A 15,082-nucleotide genomic window follows, 5' to 3' on the forward strand; every position below is an offset into this window, starting at 1 on the left:
GGGGTGGACTTGAAACCTCCCGGCGCTTTCCGTCGTATATGAGGGCATGACCCAGATCACGCTTCACCGTCGCACCCTTCTGTCCAGCGTCGGCGCGCTGGCCCTGTCGGCCTGCTCGCCGGGCGTGGCTGACGCGTCCGAGCGGCAATACGCCGACTCGCCGTTCCGGCGTCTGACCGAGGCCCAGTGGCGCGAACGCCTGCCGCCGGCCAGTTTCAATGTGCTGCGCCGCGAGGCGACCGAACGCCCCTTCAGCAGCCCTCTCAACGACGAGCGCCGGCGCGGCACCTTCGTCTGCCGCGGCTGTGACCTGCCGCTGTTCCGCTCGCGCTGGAAATACGACTCGGGCACGGGCTGGCCCAGCTTCTACGACGTGATCGCTGCCAATATCGGCACCAAGCGCGACTTCCTCATCGGAATCCCGCGCACGGAGTATCATTGCGCCCGCTGCCTCGGGCATCAGGGCCACATCTTCAATGACGGGCCACGCCCCACCGGAAAACGCTATTGCAACAACGGTGCGGCGCTGCGTTTTCAGCCCGCCTGACGGGCCTTCAGCGCCGATTCCACGGTCACGCCCAGCCAGACGGCGGCGATGATCACCAGCAGGCCGTAGTCATGCCCCGGAAACACCAGGGGCACGGCAGCCGACAGGATCACCATCAACGGGAACAGACTGGCCCAGACGGCTGTCGTCGCGGCCTCGGCATGGACCATCGGTGGCCGCTCCAGCTTCATGCGCCGGCTCCACAGGCCGTTCAGCAGCACAAAGCCGGCCGAACAGAGCGCCACCAGGATGAGGTATTTCAGCGTCTGGTCCGGCTCGCCGAAGACCGAGGCCGTGGTGACCAGCAGGGCCACGGCCACGCCGGTGGTCACCGCCAGCAGCAGGTTCGGCTCGATACGGATCAACTCTTCACCTTCACATAGCTGCCGGGGGCCGGCTCGATCGGCTTCAGCGGACCCGTTTTCGGATCGCGCGCCGCGACCAGTTCGCCGGACCGTTCGTGCAGCCAGGCGGCCCAGTGATTCCACCAGCTGCCGGGATGCTCCTCGGCCCGGGCCTGCCATTCGGCCAGGGTCGCGGGCAGGGCCGGGTTGGTCCAGTGCTGGTACTTGTTGGCCGACGGCGGATTGATAACCCCGGCGATATGACCCGACCCGGCCAGGGTCAGGGTGACGTCGGCGTTGCTGAAGGCCCGGGCCGAGCGATAGACCGAATTCATCGGCGCGATATGGTCCTCGCGACTGGCCTGGAAATAGAGGGGGATGGTCACCTTGCTCAGGTCGACCGTCTCGCCGCCGATTTTGAACTCGCCTTTTGCCAGCAGGTTCTTGCCGTACATGCTGCGCAGATAGTCCATGTGCAGGGTCTTGGGCATGCGGGTCTGGTCGGCGTTCCAGAACAGCAGGTCGAAGGCCGGCGGCGACTTGCCCATCAGATAGTTGGACACGAAGAACGACCAGATCAGGTCATTGGCGCGCAGGGCATTGAAGGTGTCGGCCATCGAGGCCCCGGGCAGGACCCCGCCCGCCGCGTCCATCATCTGTTCGACTTCATTGAGCCAGTGCTCGTCGGTGAACAACAGGAGGTCGCCGGCCTCGGCAAAATCATGCTGGGCGGCGAAGAAGGTGGTGGCGTTGACCCGCTTGTCGCCCTTCGCGGCCATATGGGCCAGGGCCGCCCCCATTAGCGTGCCGCCGATGCAGTAGCCGACGGTATTCAGCCGGTCGGTGCCGCACTGCTCCATCACCTTTTCGGTGGCGCGGTAGATGCCCTTCTGCAGATATTCGTCAAAGCCCCAGCCGGCCTTGTCCTTGTCCGGATTGACCCAGGAACAGACGAACACCGTAAAGCCCTGGGCCGAGAGCCAGCGGATCATCGAATTCTGCGGCTGCAGGTCCAGGATGTAGAATTTGTTGATCCACGGCGGAAAGATCAGCAACGGAATGGCGCGCTGTTTGTCGGTGGCCGCATCGAACTGGATCAGCTCGAACAGCTCGTCGCGCCAGACCACCTGTCCGGGGGCCGTGGCGACGTTTTCGCCGACGACGAACTGGCCGTAGTCGGCCTGGCTGATCTTCAGCTTGCCGGCCCCGCGCTCGAGATCGGCGGCGAAATTCTGCATGCCCTTGACCAGGGATTCGCCATTGCTCTCGGCCATGGCCTTCAGCGCCGCCGGATTGGAGGCGAGGAAATTCGACGGCGAGAAGGCATCGGTCAGCAGCCGGGTGAAGAATTCGGCGCGGCGGCGCGTACGGGGGTCGACGTCCTCGACGCTCGAGACCAGCCCGTTCATCCAGTCGGCCGTGGCCAGATAGGACTGGCGCATCACGTCGAACATCGGATTTTCCGACCAGGCCGGATCCTTGAACCGCTTGTCCTTCGACGGCGGGGCGGGAACCTCTTCGCCGGCGGCACGACGGGCGGTATCGGACCACAGGGTCATGTAGCGGCCGAACAGATCCGCCTGGGCGGAGAACAGCTTGTCCGGGCGCGCGGCGAGACTGGACATCACCTCGGTCATCGCCGGACCGATGTTGAACGGATCAGCCGACAGGGCGGCGGGACGATCCGCCTGGCTGAGCGCCGCCTCGGCGATGGCCGTCTGGGCGGTCATCGCGGCCTTGGCCAGGTTCAACGACAGGGTCTCGATCATCCGGCGCTGGTCGGCGGCCAGGTCGGCGACCGGATCGGCGACCGGATCCGGCGTTTTCGGAGCCGCTGATTCGGGGGGCGGACTCTCGTCCACCGGCGTTTTCCGTGCCGCGGCGCGCGGCCGGGCCGAGGTCGGTCTCCCGGCCTTGCGCGGCGCACGCGGGGTTGCGGCGGCAGCCTCGCCGGTGGGCTTTGACGGGCGCTTGGCCATGGTCGGAGTCCCTGGATTCGTCACTTGCGGTCATCGGGCGGCGGCACCGCCCTTCCGCCGCCCCCGATCATGGCATATGACCGGGTCCGAAATGAACGTGTCAGCACGGAAAAAGATGGTCACGCTCCTGTCGGGAGCGATTCTCGGCGGCCTCGCCGGCTGCGCGGGCAGCCATGGCGAGGGCGTGGCCTCGAGTCCGGCCGTCGTGGCCCTGGTCGACGCCAACCGCACCTATCCCCGCTGGGAAGACTTTCCGGCCACGCCCACCGATCTGCCGCCGGCGTCCGTCGTGGCCGGCCAGGTCGCCACCCTGAATGTCACCGGCGGTACCCTGTCGGGCGAGGTGTCACGGCTGGACTGGACCCTGTCCGATCCCGACGCCTATGTCGCGGCCGTCATGGCCCGGATCGCGGCGGCCCGGATCGCCCCGGCCACGGCCCGGACCCGGGCCGAGATCGACGCTCTTGCCGATGAGCTCCGGGAACGCGGCCGCGCCCCGCCGCCCATCGCGCGGCGTTGATCACGCCCCCTACCTTCGACCGGACGACAGAATCCGGAGTTTTTCGTTCCAGGAGTTCATCCATGGCTGACCAGGCCCCCTATTCCTCGACCCTCGCCGCCGATGCGGCCCGGGTGACCGAACTGGCGGCGATCGCCTCCTATGCCGGGATCGGTCGGGGCGACGAGAAGGCGGCCGACCAGCTGGCCGTGGACGCGATGCGCACGGCGCTGAATGCGCTCGCCATCGACGGCAAGATCGTCATCGGGGAGGGCGAACGCGACGAGGCCCCGATGCTCTACATCGGCGAAAAGGTCGGGACCGGCAAAGGCCCGGTCATCGACATCGCCCTCGATCCGCTCGAAGGCACCACCCTGACGGCCAAGGCCATGGCCAACGCCCTGTGCGTGCTGGCCATGTCGCCCGGCGGCGGCATGCTGCATGCGCCCGACACCTATATGGACAAGATCGCCATCGGGCCCGGCTTCAAGCCCGGCACCGTCGACCTCGACATGACGCCGCAGGACAATGTCCGCTCGCTGGCCGCCGCCAAGGGGGTCCAGCCGTCCGAAATCACCGTCTGCGTGATGGACCGCACGCGCCACGCTGACCTGATCGCCGCCCTGCGGGACGTCGGGGCCAAGGTGATGCTGATCACCGACGGTGACGTGGCCGGGGTGATCCATACGGCCGAGCCCGAAACCGGCATTGACCTGTATCTGGGCTCGGGCGGCGCGCCCGAGGGGGTGCTGGCAGCCGCGGCGCTGAAATGCGTCGGCGGCCATTTCCAGGGCCGGCTGGTCTTCCGCAACGACGACGAGCGGGCCCGGGCCGAAAAGACCGGGGTGACCGATTTCGAGCGCAAATATGACCTGCATGAACTGGTGTCCACCGACGCCATCTTCGCCGCGACCGGCGTGACCAAGGGGGCGATGCTGGACGGGGTCAGAATGCACAACGGTTTCGTCACCACCCATACGCTGGTGATGGATTCCAGCACCCGCACGGTGCAGCGCATCCGCACGACGCGGCCGGTCTGATGGCCGACGGCGCGCCCGTACCGGCCGCCGAACCCGCCTTTCTGGGGGTGACCCGCTCGCTGTCCGGCCGGGTCTGGCGGCAGCGCCCGGCCGAGGCCGCGACCATCCGCGCCCATATGCAGGCGCTGGAGCTGGAAGAACCCCTGGCCCGGGCCCTGGCCGCCCGGGGCGTGCGGGCCGACCAGGGGGCCGACTTCCTCGCCCCGACGCTGAAGGCCCTGTTTCCCGACCCGTCCAGCTTCATGGACATGGACGCGGCCGCCGTGGCCATTCTCGACGCCATCCAGGCCGGGGCCTCGGTCCATGTCTTCGCCGACTATGACGTCGACGGAGCCTCCAGCGCCGCCCTGCTGGTGCGCTGGTTCCGGGCCCTGGGCGTCGACCTGCCCATCTATGTGCCGGACCGGATCACCGAGGGTTACGGCCCCAGCCCGCGGGCCTTCGACACCCTGAAGGCGGCCGGGGCCGACCTGGTCATCACCGTCGACTGCGGCGCGGCGGCCAATGAGGCCGTGGCCCACGCCTCGGCCATCGGGCTGAAGGTGGTGGTGATCGACCACCATATGATGCGCGAGCATCCGCCGGTCTGCGCCGCCGTGGTCAATCCCAACCGCCCGGGCTGCAACTCCGGCCAGGGCAACCTGGCCGCCGCCGGCGTGGTGTTCGTGCTGCTGGCGGCGCTCAACCGCGAGGGCCGGGCCCGCAACCTGTTCGCCGACCGGCCCGAGCCGGACATCCGCCAGTGGCTGGATCTGGCCGCCATGGGGGCGATCTGCGACGTCACCGGCCTGACCGGCTTCAACCGGGCCCTGACCAGCCTCGGCCTGAAGGTCATGTCGGACTGGCGCAATCCGGGGCTGAAGGCCCTGCTGGCCGCGGCCGGAGCCGAGGAGGGACCGGCCAAGAGCAACCACGCCGGATTCATCCTCGGCCCGCGCATCAATGCCGGCGGACGGATCGGCAAGTCCGACCTCGGGGCCCGCCTGCTGTCGACCGACGACCCGGCCGAGGCCGCAGCCCTGGCCCGGGAACTCGACGCCCTCAATATTGCCCGCCGCGAGGTCGAGCGCGACGTCACCGACCAGGCCCAGCGCCGGGTCGAGGCCACCGGAGCCCATGACGACGGCTCGGCCGTGGTGGTCATCGCCGGCGACGACTGGCATCCCGGGGTGGTCGGCATCGTCGCCGGGCGGCTGCGCGAGCGCTGGCGCAAGCCGGTCGTGGTCATCGGCGTCGATGCGGTCAACGGCATCGGCAAGGGCTCGGGCCGGTCGCAGCCGGGCATGAACCTCGGCCGGGCGGTGCAGGCGGCGTGGGAGACGGGCGTGCTGATCGCCGGCGGCGGCCACGCCATGGCCGCGGGCCTGACGGTGCGGGCCGACGCCATCGATGCCCTGCGCGACTTCCTCAATGACCGGATGATCGGCGAACAGGCCGGAGCCGACGCGATGGACCGGGTCGAGCTGGATGCGCTGATCGAACCGGGGGCCGCCAGCCGGGCCCTGTTCGAACAGTTCGAGCGTCTGGCCCCGTTCGGCCCGGCCAATCCCGAGCCGCTGTTCGCCCTGCACGGGGTTCAGGTGCGCGACGCCGTGGCGATGAACGGCGGTCACGTACGCTGCCGGCTGGTCGGGGCCGACGGGGCGTCGGTCAAGGCCATTGCCTGGCGCTGCGCCGACCTGCCGGGCGGGCGGGCCCTGCTGGCGGGGCAGGGCGGTTTGAGCGTGGCCGGCCGGCTGAAGGCGGATGACTGGAACGGTCGCCGGGGCGTCCAGTTCGAGATCGAGGATATCGCCGACCCACGCATGGGCTGACCAGATCCGTCAAAAAAACCTTTGCAGACCCGCAGACTGGGGCTTGCACGACCCGGAATCGGCGGCTATATCGCCCGCTCTCCGCGCAGTGGTCCCTTCGTCTATCGGTTAGGACGTCAGGTTTTCAACCTGAAGAGAGGGGTTCGACTCCCCTAGGGACTACCACGCGGAGCCTTTCCCCAAACCCCGGAACGATTCGTGCCCTGTCGGCGACAGGCCGTTGCGCACGCGACCGTTTTATTGCCCAGCTTGACCGGAAGCGGCGGCAGGGTTGAAATTTCATTCTGTCGGAAGCGGTATTGGCAGTGAAATACTCGTTTTTCCCTTTTCAGCCGTTCGCCGAACCGTGTTAGTATATCTCCCTGTCTGCGACAAACGCGGGCCGGGGAGGCGTGGTGCCAGAATACGAAGACTCCGATACGCACACGGTGGTCCGTGTGACTGGCCGGATCAAATGGTTCGATCCCGGCAAGGGGTACGGCTTTATCGTCCCTGACGATCCGGACCTGACCGGACTCAAGGACGTGCTGCTCCACATCTCGAGTCTGCGGGACAGCGGACTCGACGTCGCCGCCGAGGGCGCACCGATCGTCTGTGACTGCGTCTGCCGGGCCAAGGGCTGGCAGGTCGCCGAGGTGGTCGAGGTCGGCGATGCGCCGCCGCCCGGAAGCGGCCCTTCCGTCCAGAAGTCCGGCTATGACGGCCTGCGCTCCTATAACGCCCCGCATCCGGCCACCCCCGAATCCGTCCCGGCCGGGCCGATGGAGATGGCCGTCGTAAAATGGTTCAATCGCACCAAGGGCTACGGTTTCGTGGTGCGCAACGGCGAACCAGGCGATATCTTCGTCCATGTCGAGACCCTGCGGCGCTGTGGCCTGGATGATCTCCTGCCCGGCGAGGCGGTGGCCGTGCGATTCGCCGACGGTCCCAAGGGGCTGGTGGTCGCGGAAATCAAACCGGGCGACTGACCTCGCCCCAGAAGGGCGTAGCGAGATGTCCAGTCGTCGTAGGATCCTGACGGGCATGCTGGCGGCGATGCTGCTGGCACCGCTCACGGCTTGCGCCGGGGCCCAGACACCCAAGGACGCCACCGGGCGACCGCTGGAACCCCTGACCATCGTGACCGCCACTGGCGAGCATGAATTCTGGGTCGAGATCGCCGACGAGGAACCCGAGCGCCAGCGCGGCATGATGTTCCGCGAGCCGCTGGCCGACGATCGCGGCATGCTGTTTGAATTCCCCGACGTGGCCGAGCGGGCGTTCTGGATGCGCAACACACCCAGTTCGCTGGACATCATCTACATCGACCCCCGGGGCCGGATCGTCTCGATCGCCGCCCACGCGGTTCCGTTCTCGGAAATCACCATCCCGTCGCGGGGGGCCGCCAGCGGGGTGCTGGAACTGCGCGCCGGACGGGCCGAAGAGATCGGTGCCAGGGCCGGCGACCAGGTCCGACACGAATTCTTCCGTCCCGGGGGCTGATCACGCGTTGCGGCGGACCGGGGTCCGTGGCAAGAGACGCCTCCGCCGGTTCGGAGTGTGGCGCAGCCTGGTAGCGCATCTGGTTTGGGACCAGAGGGTCGGAGGTTCGAATCCTCTCACTCCGACCATCGGTGGCCCGGGTCTCAGGACCCCGGGGAAGGCATGATTATCCCGGCCTCGGACGGCCGTGTGCGCCGCGTGCGGCGAATTCTGGAGACCCGGCCATGCTGGCGCGCATCTATCGACCCGCGAAGACCGCGATGCAGTCCGGCAAGGCCAGAACCCATGACTGGCGGCTGGAGTTTGAACCGGCCTCGGCCCGCATCATCGATCCGCTGATGGGCTGGACCGGTTCCACCGACATGAACGGCCAGGTCCGGCTCAGCTTCGAGACCAGCGAGGAGGCCGTGGCCTATGCCGAGCGGCACGGCATCCCGTTCCGCCTGCAGACCCCGCAGGAGCCGCCGGTGATCATCAAGACCTATGCCGACAATTTCGCCACCGCGCGCAAACAGCCCTGGACCCACTGAGGCCGCTGCGCCGACGTCCGCCCTCCGGCCCCGGCCGCAAGCGCCCATAGCTCAACCGGATAGAGCACCCGCCTTCTAAGCGGACGGTTGCAGGTTCGAGTCCTGCTGGGCGCGCCAGGGGAACCACGGAATCGCCATCGCTCGTGACGGTCCGGCACACCCGGTCGACAGTCGGCTTTCGCCGGCCCGCGGCCGGACCGCGACGACTGCGGAACGAACCGGCGACACGGCGCCTGGCGTCATCCCGCGCCGGCGCTAGGCGGGTCGCGCCGCGGGATCGGGCAGACGGGCGGCGCGCTGCCGGGCCCGCAGGTAGATGATCGGGGTCGCCAGGGTGCGCAGGGCCGCGAGCGCGAACGCCAGCCCATACAGCCTGATTCCCACGAGAAAGATTTCACCGTTGATCGTCGCCGAGGTGAGCGGCTCGGCGACGATCAGCTTGGTCATCGGCTTCAGGGCGTCAGGCCCGAGGAAGAACAGAAAATAGCCGATCGACCCCGCGATCCCTTCGCGCAGGAAGGTCTCGGTCGCGTCCAGGGCGCCAAAATCACCAAACAGGGTCTCCTGCACCGGCTGGGGCGCGAAGGCGTAGCTGGTCCCCATCAGCGCGAAGATGACCAGGAACATGACGAGCCGCGCCGCATAGACCCCGGAGAGAAGCGCGACGGTCTGCACCGGACGCAGGCGCTGGAGCAGGGAGGCCCGTTTCACGTCGTCGTCACCGACGGCGGGAATGAGGTCCGGAAAGGTTGAACCCACGATCGCGATGAATTTTCCGATCAGGTCCGCCAGTACGATCGCGAGCACCAGCAGGAACAGGAGCGACGATACGCTTCGCTCGGCGAGCAACGTGTTGACCGTCTCGGAGACGCCCAGGATCGCCACGGTGGCGATGATCAGGACCGAAATTATCGAACCCTCGATCGTGCGGCGCACAACTCGGATGATCCCCAGCATCGCATTCCCCCCGGACGCGCAAGACGACAGGCCGTCATCGATAGCACAGACGCCGCCCGGTTCCGAACCGGTCCAGACCCTGCTCCAGGTCGGCGATCAGCTCGACCGGATCCTCCAGGCCGATATGCAGACGCAGCAGCGGGCCGGCCAGGGTCGGCGGTGCCTGGCGCCAGGCCAGCTGCGAGGTCTCGTGGGTGATCAGGCTCTCGAACCCGCCCCACGAAAAGCCGAGCCCGAACAGGGTCAGCGAATCGAGCAGGGCGTCGGCCGACGCCGGTGTGCCGCCGTTCAGGACCACGCCGAGGATCGAGGCCGCGCCATCATAGTCACGCCGCCACAGAGCATGACCGGGGGATCCGGGAAGCGGAGGATAGAGGACGCGCGCCACCTCCGGCCGGGCCTGCAGCCATTCGGCCACCCGCAGGGCCGAACGCCCCTGCTCGCCATAGCGCAGGGGCAGGGTGCGCAGCCCGCGCAGCGCCAGCCAGGCGTCGTCGGGCGAGACCCGCCAGCCCAGGTCCTCAAGGGTCTCGGCGATCGGACGGCCGACGGCGGGGTCCGCGACGGCGATCGACCCCATCAGCAGATCCGAATGGCCGCCGACATATTTGGTCACCGCCTGCACGCTGACGTCGACACCATGGGCCAGCGGGCGGAAGGCCAGTCCGGCCCCCCAGGTATTGTCCATCACGGTCAGCCCCCCGCGGGCGCGGCAGGCCGCGGCCAGGGCGGCGACATCCTGAACGTCGAAGGTCAGGGAGGCGGGCGATTCGATCAGCAGGACCCGGGTGCGGTCGGTCAGGGCGGCGATGACCGCCTCGGTCGAGGCGGTGGCCTGATGAAACCGGCTGGTCACGCCGCGCGCGGCCAGGTGCCGGGTCAGAAACCGGCGGCTGGGGCCGTAGACGGCGTCCGTGGTCAGGACCTCGTCGCCGGGCCGGGTCAGGGCGGTGACCGGCACGGTCACAGCGGCCAGCCCGGAGGGGACCAGGCCGGTCCAGCGCGCCCCTTCCAGGTCGGACAGGGCGGATCGCAGTTCGCCGGCGGCCCCCAGGTCCTCGATGCCGTAGACCGGCCCGGGGCCGGGGTCGCGCATCAGGGCGGCGCTGTCGTTGAGCAGGGTCGAGGCGCGCTCGATCGGCGGATTGACGGGGCGGCGTCCCCGGCCGCGACGCGTCGCGCCGGCGATGAGACGGGTACGGTCGGATTGTGGAGCCATGACGGTTGGATTGCCCGGACGGGTTGCGATTGCCTCGCCAAGAGCCTCTAAAGTGGGACACGGTGCAAGGCCCCGACAGCCATGGTCGGGCGCGAGACGGCGAGGCGCGGATGAGCAAGAAAGCGATTTGGCGGGCGGCGACGGCGGTGGTCCTCAGCCTCGCCGTGGCGGCCTGCGGACGGGACCGGACCCCGGACGAGACGGTTCCCGACGGCACCCCGAGCCCCGCGCCGCGAACCAGCACGGTCGAACCGATCGCCAGTCCCACGCTGCAGACCGTCAAACGGCGCGGCCGGCTCAACTGCGGTGTCCACGAGGGGCTTGTCGGATTCGCCTACACCGACAATCGCGGTCAGTGGCGCGGCTTCGACGTCGACTTCTGCCGGGCGATGGCCGCGGCCATCTTCAATGATCCGAACGCGGTCCGGTTTGTGCCCCTGGCCATCGGCCGGCGGTTCGAGGCGCTGGATGACGGTCGCGTCGACGTCCTGTGGCGCAACACCTCCTGGACCATGACCCGTGACGGCGGCGAAGGCCTGAGCTTCGCCGGGATCAACTATTTCGACGGCCAGGGTTTCATGGTGCGCCGGGCCCTGACCCTGAACAGCGCGGTCGAGCTCAAGGGGGCCCGGGTCTGCGTCCAGGCCGGTTCCACGTCCGAGCTGAACGCCGCGGACTATTTCCGCTCGCGCGGCATCGACTACCGGCCCGTGGTCCTGCCCAGCGAGGAGGCCGCGCGCCAGGCCTATGCCCGCGAGGACTGCGACGCCCTCAGCGCCGACATCTCGGCCCTGGCGGCCACCCGCACCACCCTGTCGAACCCCGAGCAGCACGCCATCCTGCCCGACGTCATCTCCAAGGAGGCCCTCGGCCCGGTCGTGCGGCGCGGCGACGAACAATGGACCGCCATCGTGCGCTGGACCCTGAACGCGGTGATCCTCGCCGAGGAGCTGGGCGTGACCAGGGCCACGGTGGCCGCCCAGGCCCGCGATTCGACCGACCCGCGCGTGCGTCGCCTGCTGGGGGTCGAGGGCGAGTTCGGGCCGATGCTGGGCCTGTCCAGGAACTGGGCCCGCAATGCCATCGGTGCCGTGGGCAACTACGGGGAAATCTTCAATCGCAACCTGGGTGACGATTCAGCGCTCGACCTGGCGCGCGGCTTGAACGCACAATGGAACGCACGACCCGGCGGGTTGATCTACGCCCTGCCGATTCGATAGACGCCACTCAAGAGCGCCCCGGGGGAAGACCTATGGATACGATCAAGCGCGGCAAGCTGCCGCTTCACTGGCTGATGCTGATCGGCTTCCTCGTCGGGCTGGGCGGCGGCATGTTCGTCAATCTGACGGTCGGCGCCGACACCGGCTGGGTCCAGTGGCTGACCTCGAACATCACCGGACCGGCCGGCCAGATCTTCCTGCGCCTGCTGTTCATGCTGGTCATCCCCCTGCTGTTCTCGGCCCTGGTGGTCGGCGTCGCCGAGATGGGCGACCTCAAGGCGCTGGGCCGGGCCGGCACCAAGACCCTGATGCTGACCGTTGTCGTCTCCAGCATCGCCGTGCTGATCGGCATCGCCATGGTCAATATCTTCCGGCCCGGCGACGGCGTTGATCCGCTGCTGGCGCAGAGACTCCTCGAGGAGGGCGCGGCCGGGGCCGCCAATATCGTCGGCAATGCGCCCAAGTCCGTCGAGCTGGGCCAGTTCTTCCTCGACCTGATCCCGTCCAATGTCTTCACCGCCGCCTCGCAGAACCAGATCCTGCCGGTGATGGTCTTCGCCCTCCTGTTCGGCATCGGCCTGGTCATGGCCAGGAGCCGCTCGACCGACCGCCTTCAGGAGGTGATCGAGGGCATCTTCGAAGTGACGATGAAGCTGATCAACCTGGTCATCAAACTGGCCCCGATCGCCATCGCCTGCCTGATGTTCAACCTGGCGGCCCTGTTCGGCTGGGAACTGCTGGTGCGGCTGGCCGCCTATGTCGGCGTCGCCGTCGGGGCCATGCTGATCCATATGTTCGTGGTCTATCCGATCGTGGTCTGGACCATGGGCGGCATGTCGCCGGTCAAATTCTTCAGCGCCGTGCGCGAGCCGATGGTCGTGGCCTTCTCGACCGCCTCGTCCAACGCCAGCCTGCCGGTGGCGTTGCGGGCCGCCGAGTTCGAACTGAAGCTGCCGCGCAAGATCGCCCGCTTCGTCCTGACCGTCGGCGCGACCGCCAACCAGAACGGCACGGCCCTGTTCGAGGGGGTGACGGTGCTGTTCCTGGCCCAGTTCTTCGGCATCGACCTGACGATCACCCAGCAGGTGGTGGTCATGCTGGTCTGTATCCTCGGCGGCATCGGCACCGCCGGCGTCCCCGCCGGTTCCCTGCCGGTGGTGGCCATGATCCTGGTCATGGTCGGGGTCCCGGCCGAGGGCATCGGCCTGATCCTCGGCGTCGACCGCTTCCTCGACATGTGCCGCACCACGCTGAACGTCACCGGCGACCTGGTGCTGGCCACGGTGGTGTCGCGCGGCGAGACCGACGACATCGTGCCGGAAGGCCTGCCCGAGCCGGTCGCCCCGCCGCCCTAACGGTCTGTCGGGGTGGTCGCGATCGCCGTGTCGGCGCGACCGCCCCATTCCGCCCAGCTGCCGTCATACAGGCGCGACGGCTTGCCGAGGACGGCCAGCCCCAGGGACAGGACAGCCGCGGTGACGCCGCTGCCGCAGCTGGTGATCACCGGCCGGTCGGGATCGATCCCCGCCGCGTGAAACGCCGCTTGCAGGGCCGCCCCGCGCTTCATCGTCGCGTCCGGCCGCAGCAGGTCGGCGAAGGGCAGGTTGCAGGCCCCCGGCATATGGCCGCCGCGCAGGCCCGGTCGGGGCTCCGGGGCGGTGCCGGCGAAGCGACCCGCGGACCGGGCGTCCAGCACCTGGACCCCGGCGTCGGCAGCGCCGGCCACCGCAGCCCGGTCCGCCACCGCATCTGGATCGAACTGGGCCCGGAACCGGGCCGGGTCCGGCGGCGACCGGGGTCCGGCCTCCAGCGGACCGCCCGCCGCGCGCCAGGCCGGTAGGCCGCCGTCCAGCACCCGGACCCGCGACGCGCCGAACGTCCGCAACATCCACCAGATCCGCGCGGCCGAGACCAGGCCGGGGGTGTCATAGACGACGATGTCGTCCTGATCGCCGATGCCCAGGGCCGAGACATGGGCGGCAAAGGCGGCGGCCGTCGGCAGCATATGGGGCAGGGGACTGGCCCGGTCCGACCCGGCCTCCAGATCGAAGAACACCGCCCCGGGGAGCCGTTCGCGCGCGAAATCGATCCGCCCGTCGCGCCCGTCCAGATGCCAGCTGGCATCGACGATCCGCAGATCGGTGTGGCCCAGCAGGGCCTTGAGGTCAGGGACGGTGATCAGGGGCAAGGACGGGGTCATGGCCGAATCCTACACCCTCAGATCCGGTTCAGCGCCAGCTGGATCACATCGGTCCGCCCCGAGCGGAAACCGGCCTCGCAATAGCCGAGGTAGAAGCGCCACAGCCGCCGGAAACGCTCGTCAAAGCCGCCCATGCGGCGGATGTCCGGCCAGGCGGCCTGGAAGCGCCCGTCCCACAGGGCCAGGGTGTCGGCATAGTCACTGCCGAAGCGCTCGACCGCCTGCCAGTCCAGACCCGCCTGTTCGATCACCGGCCGCAGCCGGGCCTCGGACGGCAGCATGCCGCCGGGGAAGACGTATTTCTGGATGAAGTCGGTCCGGCTGTTGTAGTCCTCGAACAGGGCGTCCTGGATGGTGATGATCTGCAGGCCCGCGCGACCGCCGGGGACGAGGACCTCGCGGATCTTGTCGAAATAGGCCGGCCAGTACTCGCGGCCGACCGCCTCGAACATCTCGATCGAGGCGACCCGGTCAAACCGGCCCGCGACGTCGCGATAGTCGAGCATGCGGATGTCGGTCCGCTCGGCCAGACCGGCCTCGAACAGGCGGCGACGGGCGAAGTCGTGCTGCTCCTGCGAGATGGTGACCCCGGTGACATGGGCCCCGATCTCGCGTGCCGCATATTCGGCGAACCCGCCCCAGCCACAGCCGATTTCCAGCACGGTCTGGCCGGGCTGCAGATCCATCAGCCGGGCGAGCGCCGCGTATTTGCGGGTCTGGGCCGCCTCCAGACCGTCGTCCGGACCGGCGAACCGGGCCGACGAATAGGTCATGGTCGCGTCCAGCCAGGCGGCATAGAAGGCATTGCCCAGGTCATAGTGGGCATGGATGTTCTTGCGCGAGCCACTGCGGCTGTTGCGGCGACGCCGGTGCGACAGCCGGTTGATCACGCGCATGACCGGATTGCCGTCGACCACCTGACGGATGTGGTCATAGTTGGCGGCGATCGACTCCAGCAGCACGGCCAGATGCGGGGTTTCCCACTCACCGGCCATATGACCTTCAGCGAAACCGATGTCGCCACTGGCCAGCACCCGCCCGGCAAAGCGATAGTCGCGCACATCCAGGATGGCCGAGGGACCGGGGCGACCGCCTTCGAGCTGATGCACCTCGCCGTTCGGCAATTGCACCGACAGCCGGCCATAGGTCCAGTTGGCCGCCAGCAACCGCAGCAGCAGACTGAAGCCCCGCGGCGTGCGCGCGGCCGCCGTCGGGATGTCGGCCGTAACGGCGGTCATGCCCGGCACACGG

Annotated in this window: 15 protein-coding genes and 3 tRNA genes; 12 read left to right on the forward strand and 6 right to left on the reverse strand. The window is 68.7% G+C overall.

Annotated features, from left to right (window positions below):
• Positions 1-46: 46 nt before the first annotated feature.
• The gene (gene msrB, locus AACZ75_RS07955; RefSeq protein ID WP_339872282.1) at positions 47-547 is read left to right on the forward strand and encodes a peptide-methionine (R)-S-oxide reductase MsrB; all 501 of its coding nucleotides are present in this window, start codon (positions 47-49) and stop codon (positions 545-547) included.
• Here the strand turns inward: msrB and AACZ75_RS07960 are convergent.
• Both AACZ75_RS07960 and phaC read right to left on the reverse strand, forming a co-directional pair.
• A complete protein-coding gene (locus AACZ75_RS07960) occupies positions 535-912 on the reverse strand; it encodes a hypothetical protein (protein WP_339872283.1) in 378 nt (125 codons plus the stop codon). The genes msrB and AACZ75_RS07960 overlap by 13 nt on opposite strands.
• Positions 909-2,870, reverse strand: coding sequence for a class I poly(R)-hydroxyalkanoic acid synthase (gene phaC / locus AACZ75_RS07965; protein ID WP_339872284.1), 1,962 nt, complete (start codon positions 2,868-2,870; stop codon positions 909-911). The genes AACZ75_RS07960 and phaC overlap by 4 nt, the downstream gene beginning before the upstream one ends.
• 115 nt (positions 2,871-2,985) lie before the next feature.
• On the opposite strand from phaC, the gene AACZ75_RS07970 reads away from it, so the two are divergent.
• The 9 genes from AACZ75_RS07970 (at position 2,986) to AACZ75_RS08010 (ending at position 8,352) form a co-directional block, all read left to right on the forward strand.
• The gene (locus AACZ75_RS07970) at positions 2,986-3,390 is read left to right on the forward strand and encodes a hypothetical protein (protein ID WP_339872285.1); all 405 of its coding nucleotides are present in this window, start codon (positions 2,986-2,988) and stop codon (positions 3,388-3,390) included.
• A gap of 62 nt (positions 3,391-3,452) precedes the next feature.
• Positions 3,453-4,409, forward strand: a complete 957-nt coding sequence (glpX, locus tag AACZ75_RS07975) for a class II fructose-bisphosphatase (RefSeq protein ID WP_339872287.1) — start codon at positions 3,453-3,455, stop codon at positions 4,407-4,409.
• Positions 4,409-6,223, forward strand: a complete 1,815-nt coding sequence (recJ, locus tag AACZ75_RS07980; protein ID WP_339872289.1) for a single-stranded-DNA-specific exonuclease RecJ — start codon at positions 4,409-4,411, stop codon at positions 6,221-6,223. Before glpX ends, recJ begins: the two co-directional genes overlap by 1 nt.
• Positions 6,224-6,313: 90 nt before the next feature.
• A tRNA-Glu gene (locus tag AACZ75_RS07985) sits at positions 6,314-6,388 on the forward strand.
• A gap of 230 nt (positions 6,389-6,618) precedes the next feature.
• Positions 6,619-7,191, forward strand: a complete 573-nt coding sequence (locus tag AACZ75_RS07990; protein WP_339872291.1) for a cold-shock protein — start codon at positions 6,619-6,621, stop codon at positions 7,189-7,191.
• A gap of 25 nt (positions 7,192-7,216) precedes the next feature.
• Entirely contained in the window at positions 7,217-7,705 is a 489-nt protein-coding gene (locus tag AACZ75_RS07995) for a DUF192 domain-containing protein (RefSeq protein WP_339872293.1), read from the forward strand.
• Positions 7,706-7,756: 51 nt separating this feature from the next.
• Positions 7,757-7,833: transfer RNA gene (locus AACZ75_RS08000), tRNA-Pro, on the forward strand.
• 96 nt (positions 7,834-7,929) lie between these two features.
• On the forward strand, positions 7,930-8,235 hold the full coding sequence (locus tag AACZ75_RS08005) for an ETC complex I subunit (RefSeq protein WP_339872294.1): 306 nt from the start codon (positions 7,930-7,932) through the stop codon (positions 8,233-8,235).
• Positions 8,236-8,275: 40 nt separating this feature from the next.
• Positions 8,276-8,352, forward strand: a tRNA-Arg gene (locus tag AACZ75_RS08010).
• Between the two features lie 138 nt (positions 8,353-8,490).
• Here the strand turns inward: AACZ75_RS08010 and AACZ75_RS08015 are convergent.
• Positions 8,491-9,192, reverse strand: a complete 702-nt coding sequence (locus AACZ75_RS08015; protein WP_339872295.1) for a hypothetical protein — start codon at positions 9,190-9,192, stop codon at positions 8,491-8,493.
• A 34-nt stretch (positions 9,193-9,226) separates the two neighbouring features.
• Positions 9,227-10,411: a cystathionine beta-lyase gene (gene metC / locus AACZ75_RS08020; protein ID WP_339872296.1), complete on the reverse strand. Its 1,185-nt coding sequence runs from the start codon at positions 10,409-10,411 to the stop codon at positions 9,227-9,229.
• A 110-nt stretch (positions 10,412-10,521) separates the two neighbouring features.
• Between metC and AACZ75_RS08025 the strand changes: the two genes are divergently transcribed.
• Positions 10,522-11,631 carry an amino acid ABC transporter substrate-binding protein gene (locus tag AACZ75_RS08025; protein WP_339872297.1) on the forward strand — a complete coding sequence of 370 codons (1,110 nt, stop codon included), beginning with the start codon at positions 10,522-10,524 and terminating at the stop codon, positions 11,629-11,631.
• Between the two features lie 32 nt (positions 11,632-11,663).
• Positions 11,664-12,986 (forward strand): dicarboxylate/amino acid:cation symporter, encoded by a 1,323-nt coding sequence (locus AACZ75_RS08030; protein WP_339872298.1) that lies wholly within the window; start codon positions 11,664-11,666, stop codon positions 12,984-12,986.
• Here AACZ75_RS08030 and sseA read toward each other — a convergent pair.
• Positions 12,983-13,831, reverse strand: coding sequence for a 3-mercaptopyruvate sulfurtransferase (gene sseA / locus AACZ75_RS08035; RefSeq protein ID WP_339872299.1), 849 nt, complete (start codon positions 13,829-13,831; stop codon positions 12,983-12,985). The two genes, AACZ75_RS08030 and sseA, sit on opposite strands and share 4 nt — an antisense overlap.
• A 17-nt stretch (positions 13,832-13,848) precedes the next feature.
• On the reverse strand, positions 13,849-15,069 hold the full coding sequence (locus tag AACZ75_RS08040) for a cyclopropane-fatty-acyl-phospholipid synthase family protein (RefSeq protein WP_339872300.1): 1,221 nt from the start codon (positions 15,067-15,069) through the stop codon (positions 13,849-13,851).
• Positions 15,070-15,082: the final 13 nt, after the last annotated feature.

The sequence above is a fragment of the uncultured Brevundimonas sp. genome (assembly GCF_963975535.1).
In the GTDB taxonomy this organism is placed as follows: domain Bacteria; phylum Pseudomonadota; class Alphaproteobacteria; order Caulobacterales; family Caulobacteraceae; genus Brevundimonas.